This window comes from Pantoea trifolii, from assembly GCF_024506435.1.
Taxonomy (GTDB): domain Bacteria; phylum Pseudomonadota; class Gammaproteobacteria; order Enterobacterales; family Enterobacteriaceae; genus Pantoea; species Pantoea trifolii.
Genome location: NZ_JANIET010000001.1, coordinates 3,209,763 through 3,235,187, shown reverse-complemented (window position 1 = coordinate 3,235,187; position 25,425 = coordinate 3,209,763). Strand labels below are relative to the sequence as shown.

At 52.0% G+C, this 25,425-nt stretch carries 24 protein-coding genes and 5 tRNA genes; 24 read left to right on the top strand and 5 right to left on the bottom strand.

Annotation, left to right across the window (positions count from 1 at the left end; translation table 11 throughout):
- Positions 1-258 precede the first annotated feature (258 nt).
- Both NQH49_RS15030 and NQH49_RS15025 read left to right on the top strand, forming a co-directional pair.
- Positions 259-1,566, top strand: coding sequence for an MFS transporter (locus tag NQH49_RS15030; RefSeq protein ID WP_256697211.1), 1,308 nt, complete (start codon positions 259-261; stop codon positions 1,564-1,566).
- Positions 1,567-1,592: 26 nt separating this feature from the next.
- Positions 1,593-2,339: a GolD/DthD family dehydrogenase gene (locus tag NQH49_RS15025; RefSeq protein WP_256697210.1), complete on the top strand. Its 747-nt coding sequence runs from the start codon at positions 1,593-1,595 to the stop codon at positions 2,337-2,339.
- A 108-nt stretch (positions 2,340-2,447) separates the two neighbouring features.
- Here NQH49_RS15025 and mutS read toward each other — a convergent pair whose 3' ends face one another.
- A complete protein-coding gene (gene mutS / locus NQH49_RS15020) occupies positions 2,448-4,991 on the bottom strand; it encodes a DNA mismatch repair protein MutS (RefSeq protein ID WP_256697209.1) in 2,544 nt (847 codons plus the stop codon).
- Positions 4,992-5,357: 366 nt separating this feature from the next.
- Here mutS and mltB point away from each other — a divergent pair, with 366 nt between their 5' ends.
- Together mltB and NQH49_RS15010 are read left to right on the top strand one after the other, a co-directional pair.
- Entirely contained in the window at positions 5,358-6,440 is a 1,083-nt protein-coding gene (mltB, locus tag NQH49_RS15015; RefSeq protein WP_154192294.1) for a lytic murein transglycosylase B, read from the top strand.
- 85 nt (positions 6,441-6,525) lie between these two features.
- Positions 6,526-6,861, top strand: coding sequence for a zinc ribbon domain-containing protein YjdM (locus NQH49_RS15010; RefSeq protein WP_256697208.1), 336 nt, complete (start codon positions 6,526-6,528; stop codon positions 6,859-6,861).
- A gap of 32 nt (positions 6,862-6,893) precedes the next feature.
- Here NQH49_RS15010 and NQH49_RS15005 read toward each other — a convergent pair whose 3' ends face one another.
- Entirely contained in the window at positions 6,894-7,781 is an 888-nt protein-coding gene (locus tag NQH49_RS15005) for a dihydrodipicolinate synthase family protein (protein ID WP_256697206.1), read from the bottom strand.
- 166 nt (positions 7,782-7,947) lie between these two features.
- On the opposite strand from NQH49_RS15005, the gene tam reads away from it, so the two are divergent.
- From tam to luxS, 15 genes are all read left to right on the top strand, one after another.
- A complete protein-coding gene (gene tam / locus NQH49_RS15000) occupies positions 7,948-8,724 on the top strand; it encodes a trans-aconitate 2-methyltransferase (protein ID WP_179452275.1) in 777 nt (258 codons plus the stop codon).
- Between the two features lie 102 nt (positions 8,725-8,826).
- On the top strand, positions 8,827-9,321 hold the full coding sequence (gene pncC / locus NQH49_RS14995) for a nicotinamide-nucleotide amidase (RefSeq protein ID WP_256697205.1): 495 nt from the start codon (positions 8,827-8,829) through the stop codon (positions 9,319-9,321).
- A gap of 92 nt (positions 9,322-9,413) precedes the next feature.
- Positions 9,414-10,484, top strand: coding sequence for a recombinase RecA (gene recA, locus NQH49_RS14990; RefSeq protein ID WP_008104515.1), 1,071 nt, complete (start codon positions 9,414-9,416; stop codon positions 10,482-10,484).
- Between the two features lie 175 nt (positions 10,485-10,659).
- Entirely contained in the window at positions 10,660-11,115 is a 456-nt protein-coding gene (locus tag NQH49_RS14985; protein WP_256697204.1) for a regulatory protein RecX, read from the top strand.
- Between the two features lie 135 nt (positions 11,116-11,250).
- Positions 11,251-13,878 carry an alanine--tRNA ligase gene (gene alaS / locus NQH49_RS14980; RefSeq protein WP_256697203.1) on the top strand — a complete coding sequence of 876 codons (2,628 nt, stop codon included), beginning with the start codon at positions 11,251-11,253 and terminating at the stop codon, positions 13,876-13,878.
- Positions 13,879-14,127: 249 nt separating this feature from the next.
- Positions 14,128-14,313 (top strand): carbon storage regulator CsrA, encoded by a 186-nt coding sequence (gene csrA / locus NQH49_RS14975; protein ID WP_008104508.1) that lies wholly within the window; start codon positions 14,128-14,130, stop codon positions 14,311-14,313.
- A gap of 305 nt (positions 14,314-14,618) precedes the next feature.
- Positions 14,619-14,711: transfer RNA gene (locus tag NQH49_RS14970), tRNA-Ser, on the top strand.
- An 8-nt stretch (positions 14,712-14,719) separates the two neighbouring features.
- Positions 14,720-14,796: transfer RNA gene (locus NQH49_RS14965), tRNA-Arg, on the top strand.
- An 85-nt stretch (positions 14,797-14,881) separates the two neighbouring features.
- Positions 14,882-14,958, top strand: a tRNA-Arg gene (locus tag NQH49_RS14960).
- A 55-nt stretch (positions 14,959-15,013) separates the two neighbouring features.
- Positions 15,014-15,090, top strand: a tRNA-Arg gene (locus tag NQH49_RS14955).
- Between the two features lie 44 nt (positions 15,091-15,134).
- Positions 15,135-15,211 (top strand) — tRNA-Arg (locus NQH49_RS14950).
- A 240-nt stretch (positions 15,212-15,451) separates the two neighbouring features.
- The gene (yqaB, locus tag NQH49_RS14945) at positions 15,452-16,018 is read left to right on the top strand and encodes a fructose-1-phosphate/6-phosphogluconate phosphatase (RefSeq protein WP_256697202.1); all 567 of its coding nucleotides are present in this window, start codon (positions 15,452-15,454) and stop codon (positions 16,016-16,018) included.
- Positions 16,015-16,443 (top strand): YqaA family protein, encoded by a 429-nt coding sequence (locus NQH49_RS14940; protein WP_256697201.1) that lies wholly within the window; start codon positions 16,015-16,017, stop codon positions 16,441-16,443. Before yqaB ends, NQH49_RS14940 begins: the two co-directional genes overlap by 4 nt.
- Before the next feature lie 31 nt (positions 16,444-16,474).
- Complete coding sequence (gene gshA / locus NQH49_RS14935; protein ID WP_256697200.1) at positions 16,475-18,079, top strand: glutamate--cysteine ligase; 1,605 nt, start codon at positions 16,475-16,477, stop codon at positions 18,077-18,079.
- 150 nt (positions 18,080-18,229) lie between these two features.
- On the top strand, positions 18,230-18,745 hold the full coding sequence (gene luxS / locus NQH49_RS14930) for an S-ribosylhomocysteine lyase (RefSeq protein ID WP_007893307.1): 516 nt from the start codon (positions 18,230-18,232) through the stop codon (positions 18,743-18,745).
- A 53-nt stretch (positions 18,746-18,798) separates the two neighbouring features.
- Here luxS and NQH49_RS14925 read toward each other — a convergent pair whose 3' ends face one another.
- Positions 18,799-20,085: an HlyC/CorC family transporter gene (locus tag NQH49_RS14925; RefSeq protein ID WP_008108991.1), complete on the bottom strand. Its 1,287-nt coding sequence runs from the start codon at positions 20,083-20,085 to the stop codon at positions 18,799-18,801.
- Between the two features lie 10 nt (positions 20,086-20,095).
- Positions 20,096-20,890 carry a cytochrome C assembly family protein gene (locus NQH49_RS14920; RefSeq protein WP_008108993.1) on the bottom strand — a complete coding sequence of 265 codons (795 nt, stop codon included), beginning with the start codon at positions 20,888-20,890 and terminating at the stop codon, positions 20,096-20,098.
- 167 nt (positions 20,891-21,057) lie between these two features.
- Here NQH49_RS14920 and ffh point away from each other — a divergent pair, with 167 nt between their 5' ends.
- The 5 genes from ffh (at position 21,058) to rplS (ending at position 24,571) form a co-directional block, all read left to right on the top strand.
- Positions 21,058-22,419, top strand: a complete 1,362-nt coding sequence (gene ffh, locus NQH49_RS14915; RefSeq protein ID WP_008108995.1) for a signal recognition particle protein — start codon at positions 21,058-21,060, stop codon at positions 22,417-22,419.
- 143 nt (positions 22,420-22,562) lie between these two features.
- On the top strand, positions 22,563-22,811 hold the full coding sequence (gene rpsP, locus NQH49_RS14910; protein WP_007893313.1) for a 30S ribosomal protein S16: 249 nt from the start codon (positions 22,563-22,565) through the stop codon (positions 22,809-22,811).
- An 18-nt stretch (positions 22,812-22,829) separates the two neighbouring features.
- Positions 22,830-23,378, top strand: a complete 549-nt coding sequence (rimM, locus tag NQH49_RS14905; RefSeq protein WP_008108998.1) for a ribosome maturation factor RimM — start codon at positions 22,830-22,832, stop codon at positions 23,376-23,378.
- Positions 23,379-23,413: 35 nt separating this feature from the next.
- Entirely contained in the window at positions 23,414-24,178 is a 765-nt protein-coding gene (trmD, locus tag NQH49_RS14900) for a tRNA (guanosine(37)-N1)-methyltransferase TrmD (protein WP_036649673.1), read from the top strand.
- A 42-nt stretch (positions 24,179-24,220) separates the two neighbouring features.
- Positions 24,221-24,571 carry a 50S ribosomal protein L19 gene (gene rplS, locus NQH49_RS14895; RefSeq protein WP_007893316.1) on the top strand — a complete coding sequence of 117 codons (351 nt, stop codon included), beginning with the start codon at positions 24,221-24,223 and terminating at the stop codon, positions 24,569-24,571.
- 57 nt (positions 24,572-24,628) lie between these two features.
- On the opposite strand, the gene NQH49_RS14890 is transcribed toward rplS, so the two are convergent.
- On the bottom strand, positions 24,629-25,150 hold the full coding sequence (locus NQH49_RS14890; RefSeq protein ID WP_256697199.1) for a GNAT family N-acetyltransferase: 522 nt from the start codon (positions 25,148-25,150) through the stop codon (positions 24,629-24,631).
- Between the last annotated feature and the right edge of the window lie 275 nt (positions 25,151-25,425).

The window sequence follows — 25,425 nt, the reverse complement described above, 5'->3', positions numbered from 1 at the left end:
ACTTAAATTCTCGCCTAAATAAATAAACGTAAATTAAACCCATTAGATGTTAATTAAACATCTAATAAATGCTCTATTTATCTTGCTCTCATTTAACAAACTGTAATGCTGCGCACGACTTTCTTTGCAATTTTGCCTTAATTCCTTTCTCCATGTCACTCTGATAAAAGTTTTTAACACGGTGCTATGCCATTTTCTTGCTCGCTGTATCACCAGGATATTCAAGCAATGAATAACTAAAAGGGAGTGAGAAAAACAATGAGTGTGCAAAGCAGAAGTACAAAGTCACAATACTCCAGAGTGGTTTTCGGAATGCCAATATCTCTGCTATGGGGATATATTGCGATGGCCATCTTCATGACCGGCGATGGCATCGAACTGGCTCATCTCTCCCGATATCTCTACGATCTCGGCTATGGAGAAAAACAAGTTTCATTAGTTTTCACCGTTTATGCGTTAACTGCAGCAGTTTCAAGTTGGCTTTCCGGTGCCGTCAGTGAAATTTATGGCCCGAAGAAAATCATGCTCACCGGTGCTATTTGGTGGATGGTGTTACATGCCATATTCGTTTATTTTGGCGTAAGTGAAAATAACTTTACCTGGATGTTGGTTAGTTATACGTTGCGCGGCTTCGCTTATCCGCTGTTCTTTTATGGATTCTATGTATTAGTAGTGCAGCGCACGCCTGAGCATCGACTTGCCTCCGCAACCGGCTGGATATGGTCGATGTTTACCATTGGTTATGGCATCACGGCTTCCTTCCTTTCCGGCCTTCTGGTGCCTGAAATTGGATTCATCAATACGCTTTGGCTTTCACTGCTGTTTGCTGGAGTGGGTGGCGTGATTATATTCCTTACGGTTAAAAATCAGAGTGAAGAAAATCTAAATAGCGAAGGCGTTAGCCGCAAAGAAAAGTTACGTGAAATATCACGTGGAATAACCTTAATCTTTGAAGATCGCAGTATGTTCTTTGCACTGATAACGCGCATCTTATGTAATGTGGCATTATTTGGTTTGCCGGTGTTTATGCCGATCTACTTTACCCGTGAATTAGGTTTTTCTACTAAAGAGTGGGCGACTATCTGGGGCGTGTTTTTCCTCGTGCAACCTTTAACCAATGTACTTTGGGGCATTATTGGCGATCGTATTGGCTGGATTTTTCAAATGCGCTGGTTTGGCTTCTTCGGATGCACGATTACCACTGCCGCTTTCTATTATTTACCCTCGCTTTTCCCTGGCAATCTGGCGTTGGCCATCGTCTGCGCGCTGTTATTAGCTTTAACACTCACTTCCTTTGTGCCGATGGGAGCGATATTCCCGATGCTGGCGCCGCAACATAAAGGCGCGGCTGTCTCGGTACAAAATCTGGGCGGTGGTTTCGGCAATCTAATTGGCCCGGCGGTTGCTGCACTGATGTTCGGTCTGTCATTTGAAATCAAGCACGTGATTATTACTTTCTCTCTGCTCTATTTTTCCGGCGGCGTGATGACATTCTTTATTCGTAATCCCCAACCAAGGTTAGAGCGTAACGTACCGTTGAAGACAACAGCTACCGAATCCGAATAAATACCCTCAATGAAAAGGATAGCAACATGACAACACTATTTTCACTGCAAAATAAAGTCGCCATTGTCACCGGCGCCGCATCGGGAATTGGCTACGCTATTGCTCGCTGTTTAAGTTCTGCGGGCGCGCAAGTCGCGATGGTTGATCGCGCAGAAGAGGTCAAATCGGTTGCCAACGAGATGGACAATCCTGCGCGAGGTTACGTTTTCGATCTGGCTAACGTCGAGGCGCTTGGCGAGCTGGTAGAGCAAATCCATCAGGATTTTGGCCGTATCGATATTCTGGTCAATAACGCCGGTATTGGCATGCTGGAAGCCGTCGGCGAAGTGCAACTCGCCAGCTGGAATACCACGATGTTGATTAACATGACCGCGCCATTCTTCCTCGCTCAGCATTGTGCCCGCTATATGAAGGCACAAGGTTTTGGCCGCTTGATTAATATCGCCTCACAGGCCAGCGTCATTGCGCTCAATGAGCACGCGGCATACTGCACCAGCAAATCAGGCATGGTTTCTTTTACGCGCGTGTTGGCAGCAGAGTTGGGGCCGTTTGGCATTACCGCCAATGCCATTTCACCTACGGTAGTTGAGACGGAATTAGGTAAGCGTTACTGGCATGGGGAGCGAGCCGAGCAGATGAAATCAAAAATTCCTTCGCGACGTTTTGCCACGCCAGACGAAGTCGCGAGCACAGTGCTGTATCTCAGCAGCAATGAAGCGGCCATGGTCAATGGTGAGAATTTAGTGATTGATGGGGGATATAGCGTGATTTAAAGCGGGGCGAGTTGATTGGGATGAGCCTGCTGATATTGCTAAACACTAGGGAATTGTCAGACAGAAAAAATAGCCCGCACAGAACGTTGCTTCTGGGCGGGCGAATAACTACACCAGCGTTTTCAAGCGATAGATCCATTCCAGCGCTTGCTTCGGCGTTAAGCTGTCAGGGTCCAGCGCCTCAAGAGCATCAACCGCCGGTGAGGTTTCCGCCACCAGCAACTGCATTTGCGAACCTTCCACCGTGGATGCGGCAGAGCTGCCAGATAACGCTTCCAGCTCCTTCAGTTTGTTACGTGCGCGCTTAATCACTTCCTTCGGCACGCCCGCCAGCGCCGCCACCGCGAGACCATAACTTTTGCTCGCAGCGCCATCCTGCACGCTGTGCATAAAGGCGATGGTGTCGCCGTGTTCGACCGCATCCAAATGCACATTTACGACGCCTTCCATTTTTTCTGGCAGCGTGGTCAGCTCGAAATAGTGGGTGGCGAACAGTGTCATGGCTTTAATGCGGTTCGCCAGATTTTCAGCACAGGCCCATGCCAGCGACAAACCATCATAAGTTGAGGTGCCGCGTCCGATTTCATCCATCAGTACCAGACTGTTTTCGGTGGCGTTATGCAGGATGTTGGCGGTTTCCGTCATCTCCACCATAAAGGTTGAGCGTCCGGAAGCCAGATCATCAGCGGCACCGACGCGCGTGAAGATGCGATCGATTGGACCGATGACGGTCTCTTCCGCTGGCACATAGCTGCCAATCCACGCCATCAGTGCAATCAACGCTGTCTGACGCATATAGGTACTTTTACCGCCCATATTGGGACCGGTGATGATCAGCATGCGACGCTGCGGTGAGAGTGAAAGCGGGTTAGCGATAAACGGCTCTTTCAATACTTGTTCGACCACCGGATGGCGGCCCGCAGTAATACGGATGCCCGCTTTTTCTTGCAGCACCGGACGGCAATAGTTCAGTGTCCAGGCGCGTTCGGCCAGGTTCGCTAACACGTCCAGTTCAGAGAGTGCAGCCGCACTGGTTTGCAGGGCTTCAAGATGCGGTAGCAGGCGGTCAAAGAGTTCATCGTAAAGGCCTTTTTCCAGCGCCAGCGCTTTACCTTTCGACGTCAGAACCTTGTCTTCATACTCTTTCAGTTCAGGAATGATATAGCGTTCAGCATTCTTCAGCGTCTGGCGACGAACATAGTGAATCGGCACCAGATGGCTTTGACCACGACTGACCTGAATGTAGTAGCCATGAATCGCGTTAAAGCCAACTTTCAGCGTATCCAGACCGAGTTTTTCGCGTTCACGAATTTCCAGACGATCAAGATAATCGGTAGCGCCATCGGCCAGCGCACGCCATTCGTCGAGCTCAGCGTTGTATCCCGGAGCGATCACGCCACCGTCACGTACCAGCACCGGCGGCGATTCAATTATTGCCTTTTCCAGCAACTCACGCAGTTCGTTAAATTCACCCATCTGAGAGCGCAGATGAATTAATTGGGTAGCTTCAACGCCTTCCAGTTGCTGGTTCAACTCTGGCAACTGCTGGAAGGCATGTCGCATACGTGCCAAATCGCGTGGGCGCGCGGTGCGCAGTGCCAGTCGCGCCAGAATACGCTCAAGATCGCCCACCTGACGCAGTATCGGCTGCAGTTCCTGACTGAGCGATTGCAGTTCGGCAATAGACTCCTGACGGCGAGCAATAGTCGTGACATCACGCAGCGGCATATGCAGCCAGCGTTTCAGCATACGGCTGCCCATTGGCGTAACGGTTTTATCCAGGATCGCCGCCAGCGTGTTTTCAATGCCGCCAGCCAGATTCTGCGTAATTTCCAGGTTGCGGCGCGTAGCAGCATCCATGATCACGCTATCCTGCTGGCGCTCCATGCTCAGCGAGCGAATATGCGGCAGCGAAGTACGTTGCGTGTCTTTGACATATTGCAGCAGGCATCCTGCAGCGCGTAGCGCCAGATGCGCCTGCTCAACGCCAAAACCATTTAAGTCGCGGGTGCCAAATTGCAGGTTCAGCTGCTGGCGCGCCGTATCGATTTCATATTCCCACAGCGGACGGCGACGCAGGCCACGGCGTTGATCGATCAACGTCATGGCCTGGAAATCTTCGGGATAGAGCAGTTCAGCTGGATTGGTGCGCTGCAGTTCTGCTGCCATCGTCTCCAGATCGCCGGGTTCACTCAGGCGGAAGCGGCCAGAACTGATGTCCAGCGTTGCATAACCAAAACCACGTTGGCTCTGGAAGATAGCGGCGAGCAAGTTATCCTGGCGCTCTTGCAGCAGGGCTTCATCGCTGATGGTGCCGGGTGTAACGATACGCACCACTTTTCGCTCAACCGGGCCTTTGCTCAAGGCCGGATCGCCAATCTGTTCACAGATCGCCACCGATTCGCCAAGCTGGACCAGTTTCGCCAGATAGCCTTCAACCGCATGGTAAGGCACGCCCGCCATCGGGATCGGTTCACCGGCAGAAGCGCCGCGTTTGGTCAGGGAGATCTCTAATAGCTGTGAAGCGCGTTTCGCATCATCGTAAAACAGCTCGTAGAAATCGCCCATGCGGTAAAACAGCAGGATGTCAGGATGATCGGCCTTCAGGCGCAGGTATTGCTGCATCATCGGCGTATGGCCACTAAAGTCCATTTGCTCTGCTCCTTTCATCTCATTCTCACTCAACGTTCATTCTTTTAATTACCTGAGGCTGGGTCAATACAGCCCGGAAGTGTCGTTATCGTGTGGACGGATAACGAAAGCGGGATATTACCATTTTTGCCACCGGACCTTCATCCGCCAGCAGGGCTTTATGGCTGCCGACCATAACAAATTGCTGCAAACGGTAAAAAGCAAAATTTAATGAAAAAGGTAAAGTGTGGAGCCGTTTCGCAAATTCACGTTGTAACCGGCTGAAACAGGCGGGAAACGGTTAAATTTTAAGATATTGCTCTGTATGTCACTCCGATGAACGATTACCATGAGTGCTTACGGTTTCACCTGGCTTATGGATATCCAATGCGTTTTAAGGTTGCTCTTCTTCCGCTTATTACTTTGCTTGCTGCCTGCAGCAGTAAGCCTGCATCCCATCAGCAGCCCGCCGTTGTGCCTGCACCTAAAGGCGGTTTTTTGCTGGAACCTTCGCACGCGGTTCAACCGATGTTTGGCGATTTTGCGGGTAACCCTGCCGCTGAACAATTTATTGATCAAATGGTGGCAAAACACGGTTTTAACCGTGAGCAGCTGCACGCGGTGATTGGCCAGGCGAAGCGTCTGGATTACGTACTGCGCCTGATGGATCAGCAAGCGCCGAGCTACACGCCGCCAACCGGACCAAACGGTGCATGGATTCGCTATCGCAATAAGTTTATTACGCCGGATAACGTGCAGAATGGCGTGGCATTCTGGAATCAGTATCAGGATGCGCTACAGCGTGCGCAGCAGGTTTACGGTGTGCCGCCGGAAATCATTGTTGGCATTATCGGCGTTGAAACGCGCTGGGGCAGGGTAATGGGCAAAACGCGCTTGCTGGATGCACTGGCAACCTTGTCATTTAGCTACCCGCGTCGTGCAGCTTACTTCAGTGGTGAGCTGGAGACCTTCCTGCTGATGGCGCGCACAGAGCAAGACGATCCGCTGGATCTGCGCGGCTCCTTTGCCGGTGCGATGGGGTATGGACAGTTCATGCCATCCTCATATAAGCAATATGCGGTCGATTTTAATGGCGATGGTCATATCAACCTTTGGGATCCGGTTGATGCGATTGGCAGCGTAGCCAACTACTTTAAAGAACACGGCTGGCGTGCGGGCGAAAACGTTGCAGTGCCAGCCAGCGGTCAGGCTCCAGCGTTGGAGAATGGCTTTAAAACCAAGTACCCGGTAAGCACCTTAGCCGCGAGTGGTTTAACGCCACAAGGATCGCTGGATGGTAACTCTCAGGTAAGCTTGCTGCGTTTGGATCTCGGCACCAGTTATCAATATTGGTACGGCCTGCCCAACTTCTACGCCATTACGCGCTACAACCACAGCACCCACTATGCAATGGCGGTGTGGCAGTTGGGTGAAGCCGTGGCTAAAGCACGTCAGGGCGGCATGTTTTAATGCTGTCCATATAAAGTGTGAGGGTATAAGATGGCGCCCCTTTTGCGGTGCCATCTTCACCGCATCCGACTTCTGAGGAGCGCTTATGAGTACCTTACCTGCCTGTCCTGTATGCCAGGCCGATTACACCTGGCAAGATGGCGAGAACCTGAATTGCCCATCTTGCGGCCACATCTGGACGGCAAACGCCGATGATGCAGTTGACGGCTTGGTGGTGCGCGATGCCAACGGCAACCTGCTAGCGGATGGCGACAGCGTAACTGTCGTTAAAGATCTCAAGGTTAAAGGCAGCTCTTCTACGCTGAAAATTGGTACCAAAGTCAAAAGCATTCGCCTGGTGGAAGGCGATCACAACATTGATTGCAAGATTGATGGCTTTGGTCAGATGAAACTCAAATCTGAGTTCGTCAAAAAGAACTAATCACAGGACGGCTCGGCGCCGTCCTGCTTGTTTCAATTCAGCAACCGATCCACCTCCTCGCACTGTTCCGCTGTTAGCTCGCCACCATAATTGCGCGAGTAGCTGCGCATTGAATCAAATCGGCGTGCAACGGCCGTTTTTATGGTGGTAACAAAATCATCGCCAATGGTGTAAATCGCCATCAGTTTACCAATGCGTTGCTGAATCTCACTGAGCTGCGCTAAATCGCCCGCCCGCCAGGCCTGCATCGCACGGGCAAACAGCTCCGGTACAATATTGTTCAAGCCGGAAATCACACCTGAACCGCCAGCCAGCAGATTGGGTAGCAGATATTCGTCATAGCCGGAAAGTACGGTGAAATCGCTACGCACTTTCTTCGTTTCTTCAATCATTGCGCGGTTGTGCGACAAACAATCCATGGTGTCTTTGATGCCAATAAAGTTGGGTAACTCCGACGCCAGTTCTGCGACCAGCGCAGGCGTTAAATCGCAGCCGGTGCGCGCGGGGAAATTGTAGGCGAACCATTTGCCGCCCAGCTGTGTGCCCAGCGCTTTGAAATAGCTCAGCAGCTGTTTGTGTGTCTGCCCGTAATAGTAAGGAGGCAGCACCATCACAGCATCAAATCCGTTCTGCCAGGCCGCATCCGCCAGCTGCAGCATATCCGCAATACAGGTGCTGGAGACGTTTGCCACCATGCTCAGTGGCGAGAGTTGGCGCGCCTCGCGGATCAGCAACAGGCGCTCCTGCTGAGAGAGCGAGGCAAACTCGCCAATGCTGCCCATCAACAGCAAGGTATCAATGCCTGATTGATTCAGGCGCGAAAAATGGCGGCTAAGCGCATCAATATCCAGATTATTGTTGCTGTCGAAGGGCGTTACTGACGGACACCATACGCCGGAAAATGCGGGTTGTGCAGACATAACAAGCTCCTTAGTTAGAAAATGAAACATCGTTTTAACTTAATGCTATCTGCGCAGGCTAACCAGTTAGCGAGGATAAAAAGGTGAGATATCGCACTTTTCTCTTTCTATTAAGGCGAGAAAAGCAGGTAGTGTTTAGCCCCTCAGCCAAGACAGGAGCATTGCCATGCAAGACTGGAATCCACAGCTGTATCGCCAATTCGAATCAGAGCGAACCCGCCCGGCGCGTGAGCTATTGGAGCGCATTCCGCTCGATGATGTGCGCTTTGCCACTGATCTTGGTTGCGGACCCGGCAACAGTACCGAGCTACTGGCGCAAGCCTGGCCGAAGGCGCAGATAACCGGAATTGACAGCTCTGCCGCAATGTTAGAGCAGGCGCGTGAACGTCTGCCCACCTGCCATTTTCAGCAGGCTGATATTCGCCGCTGGCAGGCCGAACAGCCGCAGCAGGTTATCTATGCCAATGCCTCGCTGCAGTGGTTGACCGAGCATCACACATTGCTGCCGCATCTGGTTGATCAATTGGCCATCGGTGGCGCGTTAGCGATTCAGATGCCCGATAATCTTGAAGAACCGTCGCACCGCTTGATGCGTGAAGTGGCGGCGAATGAAAAGTGGCAGGCGTTGATTTCACCTCAGGCGGCGGATCGCAAACGTCTGCTGACTACCGATCATTATTACGACTTGTTGACCGATGCGGGTTGCAAGGTTGATATCTGGCGCACCACTTATTATCACCCGATGGCAGATGCGCAGGGCATCATTACCTGGTTGCGTGCCACCGGGCTGCGTCCTTTCCTTGCTGGGCTTGATGAAACCCAGCAGGCAGCATTTCTCCATGACTATCATCAGGCACTTATTCCGGCTTACCCCGCACGCAGCAACGGCCAGGTTTTGTTAGCCTTCCCGCGCCTGTTTATGGTTGCAGTGAAAACAGGCTGAGGTATCTGGAAGCCAGTACGCAGAAATGATGGCTGAAGGTTGAAAAGGGCTTTTCAGCGCACCATTTACTGCTAACGTGAAGCGCCACAACGGGAGAAGGCGATGAACGATGAACAGTTACAGCAGCTAAGTCGCCGCATTGGCGAGCAGCTGAAGAAACGTCAGGCAACGGTGACCGCAGCGGAATCCTGCACCGGTGGCTGGATTGCGAAAGTCTTTACCGATATCAGCGGCAGCTCCGCCTGGTTTGAGCGCGGTTTCGTCACTTACAGCAATGAAGCTAAGCAGCAGATGGTGGGCGTACAGGACACAACACTGCAGCAGCATGGCGCCGTAAGTGAACAGACGGTGCGTGAGATGGCGACCGGTGCGGCAAAAGCAGCGGCGGCGGAATACGCCATCGCGGTAAGCGGTATTGCCGGTCCAGATGGTGGCACGCCCGATAAACCGGTGGGCACCGTGTGGTTTGCGATTGTGGGACCAGAGGGGCGCGTATTAGCGCAGCGCCAGATCTTTGCTGGCGACCGTGATGCGGTGCGCCGTCAATCAGTGGTCTGGGCGCTGCAAACGCTGCTTGATGAATTTCTGATAAATTAAACTTGATACTGTATGACCATACAGTATAATTAGCGGCAACAGAACGAGCGACATACTTGATGTCGACTCACCCAGCATGATTAGGAGTGGAAATGGCGATCGACGAGAACAAACAGAAGGCTTTAGCTGCCGCACTGGGCCAGATTGAGAAGCAATTTGGTAAAGGCTCCATCATGCGCTTGGGTGAAGACCGCTCAATGGATGTCGAAACCATCTCTACCGGCTCACTGTCACTGGATATCGCGCTGGGCGCGGGTGGCTTGCCGATGGGACGTATCGTTGAGATTTACGGACCGGAGTCTTCGGGTAAAACCACGCTAACGCTGCAGGTTATTGCTTCTGCACAGCGCAAAGGCAAAACCTGTGCCTTTATCGATGCCGAGCACGCACTGGATCCGGTATACGCAAAAAAACTGGGCGTGGATATCGATAACCTGCTGTGTTCACAGCCGGATACCGGTGAGCAAGCGCTGGAAATTTGTGATGCACTGGCGCGTTCAGGCGCAGTTGACGTCATCATCGTCGACTCCGTGGCGGCGCTGACGCCGAAAGCGGAAATCGAAGGCGAGATCGGCGATTCACACATGGGTCTGGCCGCCCGTATGATGAGCCAGGCAATGCGTAAGCTGGCGGGTAACCTGAAGCAGTCCAACACGCTGCTGATCTTCATCAACCAGATTCGTATGAAGATTGGTGTGATGTTCGGTAACCCGGAAACCACAACCGGCGGTAACGCTCTGAAATTCTACGCTTCTGTTCGTCTGGATATCCGCCGTATCGGTGCGATTAAAGAGGGCGACGAAGTGGTGGGTAGCGAAACCCGCGTGAAAGTCGTGAAGAACAAAATTGCGGCACCGTTTAAGCAAGCTGAATTCCAAATCATGTATGGCGAAGGTATCAACACCTTCGGCGAGCTGGTGGATCTTGGCGTGAAGCACAAGCTGGTTGAGAAAGCCGGTGCGTGGTACAGCTACAACGGTGAGAAGATTGGTCAGGGTAAAGCTAACTCCACCAACTTCCTTAAAGAGAACCCAGCGATTGCGAATGAGATCGACAAGAAGCTGCGTGACTTGCTGCTAAGTGGTGAGGTCGCCGCCGCAGACACCGCGAAAATCTCCGCTGATGATCGCGAAGAAGCCAGCGAAACTAACGAAGATTTCTAAAATATTAACGGGAGCAGAGATGCTCCCGTTTTGCTTTTCCCCGCCAGTGCTTTTCCTCTCTGCCTTCTTGCTTTACCCTGCGTCCCTGCACGACTGTTAGAACAAGGTTGATCCTATGTCATCGTCACCATCTGCGGCACCTGTGCCAACATATTCCCGTTTGCTGGACCGTGCTATGCGTATCCTCTCGCAGCGCGATCACAGTCGCGAAGAGCTGAAGCGTAAGTTGCAGCTCTCTTCCCAACGTGCGGCCTATCTGCAGCAGCAGGAAAACACGCCGATTCCCGATGAGTTACTGGAAAAAGTGCTCGACTGGTGTCAGGAGAGCGGTTGGCTCAACGATGAGCGCTTTACCGAACGCTTTATTCAAAGCCGTGCACGTAAGGGATATGGTCCACAGCGTGTGCGTATGGAGTTGCAGCAAAAGGGCATTGGCCGCGATGAGATCAATCAGGCGCTGTTCGATACCGAGGTGGACTGGAGCCAGTGCGCAGCCGACCTTGCCAAACGCAAATTTGGCGAACCCTTACCGCAAACCTGGACCGAGAAAAGCAAGGTTCAGCGTTTTTTGATGTCGAAAGGCTTTATGATGGAAGATATTCAGGCTGTTTTCAGAAATAGTGACGACTGAAAGGCGATGTGATTTTACTTCCCACTGAAGAAAATTTATCTTATTCCCACTTTTTGTTCCTCAGTCAGCGGCAGGCCGGATGGATAAGGTTTGCCAGCGAAAGGGAACGTTCGTTAGCGTGATTCCAGGAATTTTATGAGCAAGAGCACTGCTGAGATCCGTCAAGCGTTTCTCGACTTTTTTCATAGCAAGGGACATCAGGTTGTAGCCAGCAGCTCCCTCGTACCGAACAACGACCCGACTTTGCTGTTTACCAATGCCGGGATGGTCCAGTTTAAAGATGTTTTCCTCGGTCAGGATAAGCGCGACTATGCGCGCGCAACGACGTCTCAGCGTTGTGTGCGTGCCGGCGGCAAGCATAACGACCTCGAAAACGTGGGCTACACGGCACGTCATCACACCTTCTTTGAAATGTTGGGCAACTTCAGCTTTGGTGATTACTTCAAGAAAGAAGCGATCGCTTATGCATGGGAACTGCTGACGGGTGAGCAGTGGTTTAAGCTGCCTAAAGAGCGCCTGTGGGTGACCGTCTATGAAACAGACGATGAAGCCTTCGAAATCTGGGCTAACGATATTGGTGTGCCGCGCGAGCGCATTATCCGTATTGGTGACAACAAAGGTAGCGCTTACGCATCAGATAACTTCTGGCAGATGGGCGACACCGGTCCTTGCGGTCCATGCACCGAAATTTTCTTCGATCACGGCGATCATATCTGGGGTGGCCCGCCGGGCAGCCCGGAAGAAGATGGCGATCGTTACATCGAAATCTGGAACATCGTCTTCATGCAGTTCAACCGTCAGGCCGATGGCACCATGGATCCGCTGCCGAAACCGTCAGTGGATACCGGCATGGGTCTGGAGCGTATTGCTGCCGTGCTGCAGCACGTTAACTCCAACTATGAAATCGATCTGTTTGCCAAATTGATCAAGTCTGTTGCACAGGTAACTGGCGCAACCGATATGGATAACAAGTCGCTGCGCGTTATCGCTGACCATATTCGCTCTTGTGCCTTCCTGATCGCCGATGGCGTAATCCCATCGAACGAAAACCGCGGCTATGTATTGCGTCGCATCATTCGTCGCGCGGTGCGTCACGGCAATATGCTGGGCGCGAAAGAGGCATTCTTCTACAAGCTGGTTGCGCCACTGATCGAGGTGATGGGTGCCGCAGGTGAAGACCTGAAGCGTCAGCAGAAGCATGTTGAAAACGCGCTGAAGAACGAAGAAGAGCAGTTTGCTAAAACGCTGGAGCGTGGACTTGCGCTGCTGGATGAAGAACTGGCGAAGCTGCAGGGCGATACGCTTGATGGCGAAACGGTGTTCCGTCTATACGATACCTTTGGTTTCCCGGCGGATTTGACCGCTGACGTGTGCCGTGAGCGCAATCTGAAGATTGATGAGGCTGGTTTTGAAACCGCGATGGAGCAGCAACGTCAGCGTGCGCGTGAAGCCAGTGGTTTTGGTGCCGACTACAACAATGTCATTCGCATCGATGCCGCAACCGACTTCAAAGGCTATGATCATCTGGAACTGAACGCGACAGTCGAAGCGCTGTTCGTCGACGGTCAGCAAGTCGAGCAGATCAGCGCAGGTCAGGACGCGGTGGTCGTGCTTGACGAAACGCCATTCTATGGCGAGTCAGGTGGACAGGTTGGCGATACCGGCGTGTTGGCTGGGCAGAATGCTGAATTTAGCGTTCAGGACACGCAGAAGTATGGTAAAGCGATTGGTCATATCGGTAAGCTGAGCAGCGGTCAGTTACGCGTTGGTGACCGTTTGCATGCCCAGGTTGATGAAACCCGCCGCGCGCGCATCCGCTTGAATCACTCCGCCACGCACTTGCTGCATGCCGCACTGCGTCAGGTATTAGGTGATCACGTAGGACAGAAAGGCTCGCTGGTTAACGATAAGTATCTGCGTTTCGACTTCTCTCATTTTGAAGCCATGAAACCGCAGGAAATCCGTCAGGTTGAGGATATTGTTAACGCGCAGATTCGCCGCAACCTTGCCGTTGAGACCGAAATCATGGATCTCGATGACGCAAAACAGAAGGGCGCAATGGCGCTGTTTGGCGAGAAATACGATCAGCGCGTACGTGTGCTGACCATGGGCGATTTTTCTACTGAGCTGTGTGGTGGTATCCACGCACTGCGTACCGGTGATATTGGCCTGTTCCGCATTCAGTCTGAATCGGGTACTGCTGCAGGTGTACGCCGTATTGAAGCCGTAACCGGCGAAGGTGCTTTGGCACAAGTAAATGCGCAGAGCCAACAGCTACTGGATGTGGCGCAATTGGTGAAAGCCAATAGCAGTAATCTGAATGAGAAGGTGCGCGGCCTGGTTGATCACGTCCGCGCGCTGGAAAAAGAGTTGCAACAACTGCGCGATCAGCAAGCTGCGCAGGAAAGCGCTTCACTGAGCAGTAAGGCTGTTGACGTTAAAGGCACGAAGTTACTGGTCAGTGAACTGAGCAACGTTGAGCCGAAAATGTTGCGTACCATGGTCGACGACCTGAAAAACCAATTAACGTCTGCCATCATCGTGCTGGCAACGGTTGATGATGGCAAAGTTTCACTAATTGCTGGTGTGACCAAAGATCTTACTGACCGCGTAAAAGCTGGCGAGCTGATTGGCGAACTTGCCTCTCAGGTTGGCGGTAAAGGCGGTGGTCGCCCAGATATGGCTCAGGCCGGCGGTACAAATCCGCAGGCGCTGGCTGGCGCGCTAGCTGGCGTGCAGGAATGGGTCAGTAACCGACTGTAACGTATAAAACTTCGCATTGTGATAAGCGCCAGAAGCCGGTTTTCTGGCGCTTTTTTAACGCGGTGCACACCAGGTAATGACAAAGTCCGGTTGATGTAGTGTATTTCGGCTAAACTAACTATCAGCAGAATGTATTGGCATGGCGAAGCACAATGGTGTATTTGTCATAGGCATTGTTCAGCGTTATATGATGGATACGGCCGGGAGACCGAACAAGCCCGACTCTTTTAATCTTTCAAGGAGCAAAGAATGCTTATTCTAACTCGTCGAGTTGGTGAAACCCTCATGATTGGCGATGAGGTGACTGTAACGGTGCTGGGTGTAAAAGGTAACCAGGTCCGCATTGGTGTTAACGCGCCTAAAGAAGTTTCGGTTCATCGCGAAGAGATCTATCAGCGTATTCAAGCCGAAAAAACTCAAGCCTCGAGTTACTAACGGATTCAGCGCCTCGCTCCTGAGCGAGGCGCTACCGGTTTTTCCCCTCAAGTCCCGCACATCTCCCGTTTTTCTTTCTCAATCCCTCCAGTCTTTTAATCCTCATTTGTGTTCTCCAGTAGCCTTTCTTTGTTGATAAATCACTCTTTTTGTCGTTAAAGCATGCGAATTGAGCGTCATTTGTGCAATCAAACAAAAGGCTGGAAATAAATGTTTGACTTATAAGTCCGGGAAAGTAATATGTGCGCCACGCAGTGCCGATGAGCAGAAACAAGTTCAGAAGCACGGTTCGGAAGAACGCGTAAGGTGAGGTGGCCGAGAGGCTGAAGGCGCTCCCCTGCTAAGGGAGTATGCGGTCAAAAGCTGCATCCGGGGTTCGAATCCCCGCCTCACCGCCATTTCCGATGCATCCATAGCTCAGCTGGATAGAGTACTCGGCTACGAACCGAGCGGTCGGAGGTTCGAATCCTCCTGGATGCACCATTCGGAATGGTGAAGTAAGAGTGAACGAGCAGTTCCTTTCATGGTGAGTTGTTAGCACCCTGCGTTGTACAAGAATTAACTCGATGCATCCATAGCTCAGCTGGATAGAGTACTCGGCTACGAACCGAGCGGTCGGAGGTTCGAATCCTCCTGGATGCACCATTCTTCGTATCATCCTCAGGTTGTTTCAGTTAGTCCATCGTAAGAAAACCTCAATGCATCCATAGCTCAGCTGGATAGAGTACTCGGCTACGAACCGAGCGGTCGGAGGTTCGAATCCTCCTGGATGCACCATTCCTCTTCACACTTCTCAACATTGACTTCAGCAGTAACTCGATGCATCCATAGCTCAGCTGGATAGAGTACTCGGCTACGAACCGAGCGGTCGGAGGTTCGAATCCTCCTGGATGCACCATCTCTTCTTCATTACCTCTCTGTTTCGACTCTCAGTTTCTGAATCCTGCGCCAATCAAATCCACTGGTAAAAAAATTGCTGAATTAACCGGCGTTTATGCCCGGCATTGCACTCTGACCTTTTTCCGAAAACGAAAAAAACTAATGCTTTCAAAGCATTTGCGGTTAAGCGCGCCTGGCGACAACCTGAGCGCATTACGCTAAAGTAATGGCTCATTTTGTGGTGCTCGATGGAGTGACAATGTACGACCAATATGATGCCCTGATTTTCGATATGGACGGCACAATTCTGGATACTGAGCCGACACATCGAAAAGCCTGGCAACAGGTGCTTGGCCGCTATGGTTTCACCATGGATGAAGAAAAAATGGTGAGCTTTAATGGCGCTCCAACCTGGCAACTGGCGCAGTTCATTCTTGAGCAGAACAATGCAACGCACGATCCGCATCTGCTGGCGGCGGAAAAAACCGCTGCGCTGAAAGCGATGTTGCTGGATGACGTGCGTCCGCTGCCGTTGATGGACGTGGTCAAAGCCTATCATGGTCGCCGTCCGATGGCGGTGGGCACCGGCAGTGAACACAGCCTGGCAAAAGCCCTGCTCGAAGAGCTAGGCGTTTACCACCTGTTTGATGCGGTTGTCGGAGCGGATGACGTACAGCGTCATAAACCGCAGCCGGATACCTTTTTACGCTGCGCTGAATTAATGGGCATCGCGCCCGAGCGCTGTGTGGTGTTTGAGGATGCTGACTTCGGTGTACAAGCCGCCAAAGCAGCAGGCATGGACGTGGTTGATGTCCGTTTACTGTGAATGAATTTCTGACCTATGGATCGTTATTCGGCAGCAGCTTCCTGAGTGCGACTCTGTTACCGGGGAGCTCGGAAGCGGTGCTGGTTGCACTGCTGATCGCCCAAAAAGGTTCGGTTTATGGATTGTTATTGGCTGCATCAGTGGGAAACACGCTGGGCGGCCTGACCAACATTCTTCTTGGTCGCCTGATGCCACAAAAAGGGCAAGGGCGATGGCACGACACAGCAATGACGTGGTTACACCGATTGGGACCTGCAGCACTGATTTTCAGCTGGCTGCCGGTAGTGGGCGACTTACTCTGCGTGCTCGCAGGTTGGTTGCGCTTTGCCTGGCTGCCTTCGGTGCTGTTTCTCGCCATCGGTAAAACGCTGCGTTATATCGTTATCGCGACCGCCACATTACAAACAATGCAATGGTGGCATTGATTCGCACAGATTCGAGGCTACGGTTAACATTATGCTGAACAAAAATAAATTATTCACACAGCGGGAGGTTAATGTGATCCCGGACGTATCTAAGGCACTTTCCTGGCTGGAAGCGCATCCTGACGCGTTAAAGGGTATCGGCCGTGGTATTGAGCGCGAGTCGTTACGCGTAAAACCCGATGGTCACCTGGCAACCACAGGACATCCTGAGTCACTCGGTTCAGCGCTTAAGCACGACTGGATCACCACCGATTTTGCTGAGACGCTGATGGAGTTCATCACGCCGGTTGATCAGAGCATCGATCGTTCACTGGCATTCCTGCGCGATATTCACCGCCATGTGGCGCGTGAGTTGGGCGATGAGCGCTTGTGGCCTTTCAGCATGCCTGGCTTCATTGATGATGTTAATAGCATCGAGCTGGCGCAATATGGCAGCTCGAATATCGGCAAAATGAAAACGCTGTATCGTCAGGGCCTGAAGAACCGCTATAGCACGTTGATGCAGATTATTTCTGGCGTGCACTACAACTTCTCGCTGCCGCTGTCGTTTTGGCAGGAGTGGGCGGATGTGAAAGATGCCGAAAGCGGCAAAGAGACCATCTCTGCCGGCTATCTGCGTTTGATTCGCAACTACTATCGTTTTGGCTGGGTCATTCCGTATCTGTTCGGTGCATCGCCAGCGATCTGCTCCTCATTCCTGCAAGGGCGTGAGAGCAATCTGCCGTTTGAAACTGATGGCAAAGGCACGTTGTGGCTACCTCATGCCACCTCGCTGCGCCTGAGCGATCTCGGTTACACCAATAAATCTCAGAGCGGATTGGGCATCACCTTTAACTCGCTGGAAGGTTATGTTGCGGCACTGAAAGCGGCGATCAAAACGCCGTCGGAAGAGTATGCCGCCATGGGCACAAAAGATGCCGATGGCAACTGGCTGCAGCTGAACACCAACGTGCTGCAGATTGAAAACGAGCTGTATGCACCGATTCGTCCAAAACGCGTTACGCGTTCAGGTGAAGCGCCATCCGATGCGCTGCTGCGCGGCGGGATTGAATATATTGAAGTGCGTTCGCTGGACATCAACCCATTCTCCGCGATTGGTGTAGATGCCGATCAGGCGCGCTTCCTCGATCTGTTCCTGATTTGGTGCACGCTGGCTGATGCGCCAGAAATGAGCGCGGATGAGCTGCTGTGCACGCGTAAAAACTGGAACCGTGTGGTGATGGAAGGGCGTAAACCCGGCCAGGTCATTGCTGTGGGTTGTAGCGAAACCGAACATACGCTGGTAGAAGTGGGCAAAGCGCTGTTTGCCGATCTGCGTCGCGTGGCGGAAGTGCTCGACAGCAATCACGGCAACACGCAATATCAACAGGTTTGCGATCAACTGGTGGCATCTTTCGACGATCCTGAGCTAACCTATTCGGCGCGCATTCTGCATGCGATCAAAGAAAACGGTTTGACCGGCGCTGGCGTGGCCCTGGCGGAGCAATACCGTCATCTGCTGTGTGAAGAGTCGTTAGAGATTCTGACTGAAGAGGACTTTAGTCGTCAGGCGCTGGAGTCGGTGCAGGCACAAGAGAAGCTGGAACAGAGCGATACGCTGGATTTCGAAAGTTACCTTGCGGGCCGCGAAGGCTAGAAAAGAAAATGGCCACATCAATGTGGCCAAAATAAACATCTCTGTTGTCAGGGATGATGATAACAAATGCGCGTCTTTCATATATTCAGACGCTGGACGAACAGAAAAGTTTCATCGTTTTAAAAAAAATCTCAAAACAGGAGGTGACGTATGCCACTACTGGATAGTTTTACTGTTGATCACACCATCATGGGCGCACCTGCAGTACGCGTAGCAAAAACCATGAAAACTCCGCATGGCGATACCATCACCGTTTTCGACCTGCGTTTTTGCCGTCCGAATATTGAAATTCTGACTGAGCGTGGCATTCATACGCTGGAGCACCTGTTTGCTGGCTTCATGCGTAATCACCTGAATGGTGATGGCGTTGAAATCGTCGACATCTCTCCGATGGGTTGCCGTACTGGCTTCTACATGAGTTTGATTGGTACGCCTGACGAGCAGCGTGTAGCGAAAGCCTGGAAAGGCGCGATGGAAGATGTTTTGAAAGTCAAAGAGCAGGGCCAGATTCCAGAGCTGAACGAATATCAGTGCGGCAGCTACAAACTGCACTCACTGGATGAAGCGCAGCAGATCGCGCGCAATGTGCTGGCTCACGACATCGGCGTGAACCGCAACGAAGATTTGAAGCTGCCAGCTGAAAAGCTGAAAGAGCTGCACATCTAGTTGAGACACAATGAAAAACGCCGCGATTATCGCGGCGTTTTTGTTTGCAGGCTTCAGGAGCCGATGGAGGATTTCAGTGCGTGGTGCGGCGTGATGCGCACCTGCTTCACCATGTTGTCCTGCACATCGAGGATATCGATATCGTAGGCACCAAGGGTAACGCGGGTATCAACCAGTGGAATCTCTTCCAGTGCTTCCAGCAGCATGCCGTTAATGGTGCGGGCATCCTCTTCCGGCAACGTCCAGTTAAAGGCTTTGTTGATTTCACGCACATTGGCGCTGCCTTCAATCAATACCGAACCATCGTTTTGCGGCATCACTTCTTCGGCCAGCGATGGCGACATTGAGGTGGTGAAATCGCCGACGATCTCTTCCAGAATATCTTCGATCGTCACTAAGCCTTTAACATCGCCATATTCATCAACCACCATGCCGACTTTCTTTTTATTACGTTGAAATTTAACCAGCTGCACGTTAAGCGGCGTGCCTTCCGGCACATAGTAAATTTCATCAGCAGCACGCAGCAGGCGATCTTTGTTGAACTCTTTCTTCTCGGTCATCATGCGCCAGGCTTCACGCACGCGCAGCATACCAACGCAATCGTCCAGCGAATCGCGGAACAGGACGATGCGTCCATGCGGCGAATGACTCAGCTGGCGCTCAATGGATTTCCAGTCATCATTGACGTTGATGCCGACGATCTCATTGCGCGGCACCATGATGTCATCCACGCTGACTTTCTCCAGATCGAGTACTGACAGCAGCATATCCTGATTACGGCGCGACATCAGCGAACGTGATTCATGCACGATGGTGCGCAACTCTTCTTTGCTCAACGCCGAGTTGATGGAACCGTCGGTTTTAATGCCCACCATGCGCATCAAAATGCGGGTGATGGTATTCAGCAGCCACACCAGCGGCAACATCACGTACTGCAGCGGAGCCAGTAACACGCTGCTGGGATAGGCGACTTTTTCTGGATAGAGCGCCGCGACCGTTTTCGGCAGCACTTCAGCAAATACCAGCACCACAAAAGTCAGAATACCGGTAGCAATCGCCACGCCGGCATCGCCATACAGGCGCATACCAACAATGGTGCCAAGAGCGGAGGCGAGGATATTAACGAGGTTGTTGCCGATTAAAACCAGGCTGATCAGGCGATCGGGACGACGCAGAAGTTTTTCCACCCGACGCGCGCCGCGATTACCGCTTTTGGCTTTATGGCGCAGTTTGTAACGATTGAGCGTCATCATGCCGGTCTCTGAACCGGAGAAATACGCAGAGACCAGCACCATGATGACCAGCGTAATGATCAGCGTGGTGGTTGAAACGTGTTCCAACACAAAATCCTTAGTGAGAAGTGAGCAGGTGCTGAAGCACGCGACTGCCGAAATAGGCCATGGTTAGCAGCAGCGCGCCGCCACAGTTAAACCACACGACGCGGCGTCCGCGCCAGCCTTCACGATAGTGTCCCCAAAGCAGAACGATGTAGACAAACCAGGCAATGATGGAGAGAACCGCTTTATCCACATTCTCCGCGCTAAACAGGTTATGCATGAAGAGCAAACCGGTGCAGAGCACCAGCGTCAACAGCACGACACCAATCTGCGTGATGTGGAACATTTTGCGCTCAATGCTGAGCAGCGGCGGCATATCCTGAGTGAAAGCCAGTTTCTTATTTTTTAACTGGTAATCGATCCACGCCAGCTGCAGCGCATACAGTGCCGCGATGATCAGCGTGGCATAGGCAAACAACGACAGACCGATGTGAACCATCATGCCCGGCGTGGTTTCCAGATGCGTAATAAAGGCATTGGGCACAAAGGTGGCAAAGGCCAGATTAATCAATGCAAAGCTGTAAACAATCGGCAGCAGCAGCCAGCCACGATTGCGCGAGGCGACAATCGTCATGATGGCGCAGATCAGCAGGCTAACCAGCGAGCCGATATTAAGCAGGCTGAGGTTTTGCCCGTTATCAACAGCAAAAATGCGCTGCTGCAGGGCAACGGCGTGCGCAATCAGCGCCACGCAGGCGGAAAGCACAGCAAAACGACGCCAGCCACCGTTGCGTTTAAGCAGGCTGGGAATGATCAATGCAAGGCTGAGGGAGTAGGCGAACAGCGCCACGATCGCGAAAACGAACATAGATCCTTTCAGGTATCGGTCAGATAAGGAAAAAAGCAGTATAGCGCCAGCAGCAGCAGGCTCCAAACGATCTGACGGTCAATTGCAGAGATCGCTTCGTCTTCGTGTTATAATCCGGCGCATTGTGTCGCCTATGGCGGCCTCGCTACGGTTCTAAGTGAGAGAGCATGTTTGATAATTTAACCGATCGTTTGTCGCAAACCCTGCGCAATATCAGCGGCCGCGGAAGGCTGACCGAAGACAACATCAAAGACACGCTGCGTGAAGTTCGCATGGCGCTGCTGGAAGCTGACGTTGCGCTGCCGGTGGTGCGTGAATTTATTAATCGCGTGAAAGAGGCCGCCGTTGGCCACGATGTGAACAAAAGCCTGACGCCAGGCCAGGAGTTCATCAAAATCGTGCGCAACGAATTGGTTGCGGCGATGGGCGCTGAAAATAATGCGCTCAATCTGAATGCTCAGCCGCCAGCCGTGGTGCTGATGGCCGGTTTGCAAGGTGCCGGTAAAACTACCAGCGTGGCAAAACTGGGTAAATTCTTGCGCGAGAAGCACAAGAAGAAAGTGTTGGTGGTTTCTGCTGACGTTTATCGCCCTGCGGCGATCAAACAGTTGGAAACCCTGGCTGAGCAGGTCGGCGTTGATTTCTGTCCGTCCGATCTGAGCCAAAAGCCGGTCGACATTGTTCAGAACGCGCTGAAACAAGCCAAAGTGCAATTCTACGATGTGCTGCTGGTGGATACCGCCGGTCGTTTACACGTCGACGAAGCGATGATGGACGAAATCAAACAGGTACACGCCGCGATCAATCCGGTGGAAACGCTGTTTGTGGTCGATGCCATGACCGGTCAGGATGCCGCCAACACCGCGAAAGCCTTCAACGAAGCGCTGCCGTTGACCGGTGTGATCCTGACGAAAGTCGATGGTGATGCGCGCGGTGGTGCGGCGCTGTCGATTCGTCACATCACCGGCAAGCCAATCAAATTTATGGGGATGGGCGAGAAGACCGAAGCGCTGGAAGCTTTCTATCCAGAGCGTATCGCGTCGCGCATTCTCGGCATGGGCGATGTTCTGTCGCTGATCGAAGATATCGAGAGCAAAGTTGACCGCGATCAGGCGGAGAAACTGGCGAAGAAACTGAAAACCGGCGACGGTTTTGATCTCAACGACTTCCTTGAGCAGTTGAAGCAGATGCGCAACATGGGCGGCATGGCGAGCCTGATGGGCAAACTGCCGGGCATGGGACAACTGCCTGACAACGTGAAATCGCAGATGGATGACAAAGTGCTGGTTCGCATGGAAGCCATCATCAATTCGATGACGCGTAAAGAGCGTGAGAAGCCAGAAATTATCAAGGGTTCGCGCAAACGTCGTATTGCGCTGGGCTCAGGCATGCAGGTGCAGGACGTCAACCGACTGCTGAAACAGTTCGATGATATGCAGCGCATGATGAAGAAAATGAAGAAAGGCGGCATGGCCAAAATGATGCGTGGCATGAAAGGTATGATGCCGCCTGGATTCCCTGGTCGCTAAGGCGGCCGCAGAGAAAGCCGGTTATTTGACACACTCAGGTTGCTTTTTGCGCCAAAATGAGTAAAATTTTCGGGCTTTTTATATCGCGCTCGGGCCCCGTTCCTCGATGGGGCCCGAGCGCTTTATTAACTAATGAGGATGTTATGGTAACAATTCGTTTGGCACGTCACGGCGCTAAAAAGCGTCCGTTCTATCAGGTCGTCGTCACTGACAGCCGCAATGCTCGTAACGGTCGTTTCATCGAGCGCGTAGGTTTCTTCAACCCGATCGCTTCTGGTCAGGCTGAAGGTCTGCGTCTGGATCTGGACCGTATTGAGCACTGGGTTGGCCAGGGCGCAACGCTTTCTGATCGCGTTAACGCGCTGATCAAAGAAGCAAAGAAAGCAGCTTAATCTGTCACGGTGGTGAGCATGAGCATTAAACCTGCCGGGCAGCCTCCCGTTAACCCGATTGTATTGGGAAAAATGGGCGCGGCTTACGGAATTCGGGGTTGGCTCAAAGTGTTTTCCTCCACTGAAGACGCTGAAAGCATCTTCGACTACCAACCTTGGTTCATCCAGCGCGCCGGTAAATGGCAGCAGGTCGAACTCGAGGGCTGGAAGCACCACAATCAGGACCTGATCATCAAAGTCAAAGGCATTGACGATCGGGACGCTGCAGCACAGTTGACCAATTGCGAAATTACGGTTGACTCCACGCAGCTGCCAGCGCTGGAAGCAGGTGATTACTACTGGAAAGACCTTATGGGTATGAAAGTAGTGAACCTCGAAGGCTACGAGATGGGCAAAGTCATTGATTTGATGGAAACCGGATCGAACGACGTTCTCGTCGTTAAGGCAAACCTGAAGGATGCATTCGGTGCGCAAGAGCGGTTAATTCCGTTTCTTGATGAACAGGTTATCAAGAAAGTCGATCTCTCTACTGGCCTTATTGAAGTAGATTGGGATCCTGGTTTTTGATCTCCGGACAATCCGGTAACGTAACGGCGAACGCGATGTGGATTGGTGTTATTAGCCTGTTTCCAGAGATGTTTCGCGCTATTACCGAGTACGGGGTAACTGGCCGGGCAGTAAAAAATGGCCTGCTCGACATTCAAAGCTGGAGTCCTCGTGACTTCACGCATGACCGGCACCGTACCGTGGACGATCGTCCTTACGGCGGCGGACCGGGAATGTTGATGATGGTGCAACCCTTACGGGATGCCATCTCCGCAGCGAAAGCGGCGGCGGGAGAAGGCGCTAAGGTGATTTATCTTTCACCTCAGGGACGCAAACTGGACCAACAGGGCGTTTGCGAACTGGCGACCAATCAGAAGTTGATTCTGGTATGTGGTCGCTACGAAGGGATAGATGAGCGCGTGATTCACACAGAGATTGATGAAGAATGGTCAATCGGTGATTACGTTCTCAGTGGCGGTGAGCTACCAGCCATGACGTTAATTGATTCGGTCGCCCGGTTTATTCCCGGCGTACTGGGGAAACAGGCGTCAGCCGATGAGGATTCGTTCTCGGATGGTTTGCTGGATTGCCCGCACTACACCCGACCTGAAGTGTTAGAAGGGATGGAAGTTCCGCCAGTTTTACTGTCGGGCAACCATGCCGATATTCGCCGCTGGCGCCTGAAACAGTCGTTAGGCCGTACCTGGCTAAGAAGACCTGAACTTCTGGAAAACCTGGCTCTGACTGAAGAGCAAGCACGGTTGCTAAATGAGTTCCAGCGTGAACATCAGCAGCAACAAAACGATGAGGCGGGAGAGTAATCTTCCCTCACTATCAGTTTACCCAGGATAAGAGATTTAATTATGAGCAACATTATCAAGCAACTTGAACAAGAGCAGATGAAGCAGGACGTACCTTCATTCCGTCCGGGTGATTCCGTGGAAGTGAAAGTATGGGTCGTAGAAGGTTCTAAGAAGCGTCTGCAGGCATTCGAGGGCGTGGTTATCGCTATTCGTAACCGCGGTCTGCATTCTGCATTCACTGTTCGTAAGATTTCTAACGGCGAAGGTGTTGAGCGTGTCTTCCAGACTCACTCTCCAGTAATTGACAGCATTGCTGTTAAACGTCGTGGTGCTGTGCGTAAAGCCAAACTGTATTACCTGCGTGAGCGTACCGGTAAGTCAGCTCGTATCAAAGAGCGTCTTGGCGCGTAAGCGACTTCTCAAAGTTAATAGCAAACAAGGGGTTGGCCATTTGGCCGGCCCCTTTTTTTATGGGCGCTGTAAATGATAAATCGCGGCGTTCACCGCTCCGCTCTCCAGAATGATTAGCCCAAAGCAATAATTAACTAAAGTGAAGCCGCAGCGTAAGGCAACCGCGCGACTGGCGTGATTCTCTTCTGCTGCAAGAATCTCTAGCTGATTGATATGTGGATGCTGGAAGCCAAATTCGACCAACTGCGCCACCGCACGCGTCGCAACGCCTTGCCGCTGAGCATCACTGCGCACCCAATATCCTAATGCACTCCTTTCGTCCGGATTCTTTGCGAAACGAATACCGGCGCTTCCTAGCAACCGATCGTTGCCATCCACAATCGCGAACTCTTCCGCTTCGCCTTTACTGCGTTGAATGCGCGTGAAATCGATCCAGCTGGCCGCTTCATCAGGATGATAATCGTCGTGGGCCCAGGCCATCCAGGGTTTTAACGTACTCAGCGATTCGTTGACGGCCTGAGTAAAAGCATTGATATCCTGCAACGTGAAAGGACGCAGTGTGATAAGCGAAATGGACATCGCACGATCCCTGAAAAATAATGAATAACAGAATGCTAGCTTGGCTGATGGCAAAAATCACTAACGGGACTCATTATGATGTAATTATATGTTTACAGGCTGGTGTTTTGGTGCGCTAAATTAAATTATTGTAATTTAAGGTTTTTATGTGTTTTTAAGTGGTTTTTTATTTTGATGGTAATAAAAGTGTACATGTGTGGATTGCATGGTGTACATGATGTGATAAAGTAAGCGCCATCCTCAGTGAGGATCCCAAACCGCATAAACGAGTAAAA

What these genes read in the sequence shown, in the direction of transcription:
- NQH49_RS15030 (WP_256697211.1), top strand. Translation starts at nt 259, where the DNA reads ATGAGTGTGCAAAGCAGAAGTACAAAGTCACAATACTCCAGAGTGGTT.
- NQH49_RS15025 (WP_256697210.1), top strand. Translation starts at nt 1,593, where the DNA reads ATGACAACACTATTTTCACTGCAAAATAAAGTCGCCATTGTCACCGGC.
- mutS (WP_256697209.1), bottom strand. Translation starts at nt 4,991, where the DNA reads ATGGACTTTAGTGGCCATACGCCGATGATGCAGCAATACCTGCGCCTG.
- mltB (WP_154192294.1), top strand. Translation starts at nt 5,358, where the DNA reads ATGCGTTTTAAGGTTGCTCTTCTTCCGCTTATTACTTTGCTTGCTGCC.
- NQH49_RS15010 (WP_256697208.1), top strand. Translation starts at nt 6,526, where the DNA reads ATGAGTACCTTACCTGCCTGTCCTGTATGCCAGGCCGATTACACCTGG.
- NQH49_RS15005 (WP_256697206.1), bottom strand. Translation starts at nt 7,781, where the DNA reads ATGTCTGCACAACCCGCATTTTCCGGCGTATGGTGTCCGTCAGTAACG.
- tam (WP_179452275.1), top strand. Translation starts at nt 7,948, where the DNA reads ATGCAAGACTGGAATCCACAGCTGTATCGCCAATTCGAATCAGAGCGA.
- pncC (WP_256697205.1), top strand. Translation starts at nt 8,827, where the DNA reads ATGAACGATGAACAGTTACAGCAGCTAAGTCGCCGCATTGGCGAGCAG.
- recA (WP_008104515.1), top strand. Translation starts at nt 9,414, where the DNA reads ATGGCGATCGACGAGAACAAACAGAAGGCTTTAGCTGCCGCACTGGGC.
- NQH49_RS14985 (WP_256697204.1), top strand. Translation starts at nt 10,660, where the DNA reads ATGCGTATCCTCTCGCAGCGCGATCACAGTCGCGAAGAGCTGAAGCGT.
- alaS (WP_256697203.1), top strand. Translation starts at nt 11,251, where the DNA reads ATGAGCAAGAGCACTGCTGAGATCCGTCAAGCGTTTCTCGACTTTTTT.
- csrA (WP_008104508.1), top strand. Translation starts at nt 14,128, where the DNA reads ATGCTTATTCTAACTCGTCGAGTTGGTGAAACCCTCATGATTGGCGAT.
- yqaB (WP_256697202.1), top strand. Translation starts at nt 15,452, where the DNA reads ATGTACGACCAATATGATGCCCTGATTTTCGATATGGACGGCACAATT.
- gshA (WP_256697200.1), top strand. Translation starts at nt 16,475, where the DNA reads ATGCTGAACAAAAATAAATTATTCACACAGCGGGAGGTTAATGTGATC.
- luxS (WP_007893307.1), top strand. Translation starts at nt 18,230, where the DNA reads ATGCCACTACTGGATAGTTTTACTGTTGATCACACCATCATGGGCGCA.
- NQH49_RS14920 (WP_008108993.1), bottom strand. Translation starts at nt 20,890, where the DNA reads ATGTTCGTTTTCGCGATCGTGGCGCTGTTCGCCTACTCCCTCAGCCTT.
- ffh (WP_008108995.1), top strand. Translation starts at nt 21,058, where the DNA reads ATGTTTGATAATTTAACCGATCGTTTGTCGCAAACCCTGCGCAATATC.
- rpsP (WP_007893313.1), top strand. Translation starts at nt 22,563, where the DNA reads ATGGTAACAATTCGTTTGGCACGTCACGGCGCTAAAAAGCGTCCGTTC.
- rimM (WP_008108998.1), top strand. Translation starts at nt 22,830, where the DNA reads ATGAGCATTAAACCTGCCGGGCAGCCTCCCGTTAACCCGATTGTATTG.
- trmD (WP_036649673.1), top strand. Translation starts at nt 23,414, where the DNA reads ATGTGGATTGGTGTTATTAGCCTGTTTCCAGAGATGTTTCGCGCTATT.
- rplS (WP_007893316.1), top strand. Translation starts at nt 24,221, where the DNA reads ATGAGCAACATTATCAAGCAACTTGAACAAGAGCAGATGAAGCAGGAC.
- NQH49_RS14890 (WP_256697199.1), bottom strand. Translation starts at nt 25,150, where the DNA reads ATGTCCATTTCGCTTATCACACTGCGTCCTTTCACGTTGCAGGATATC.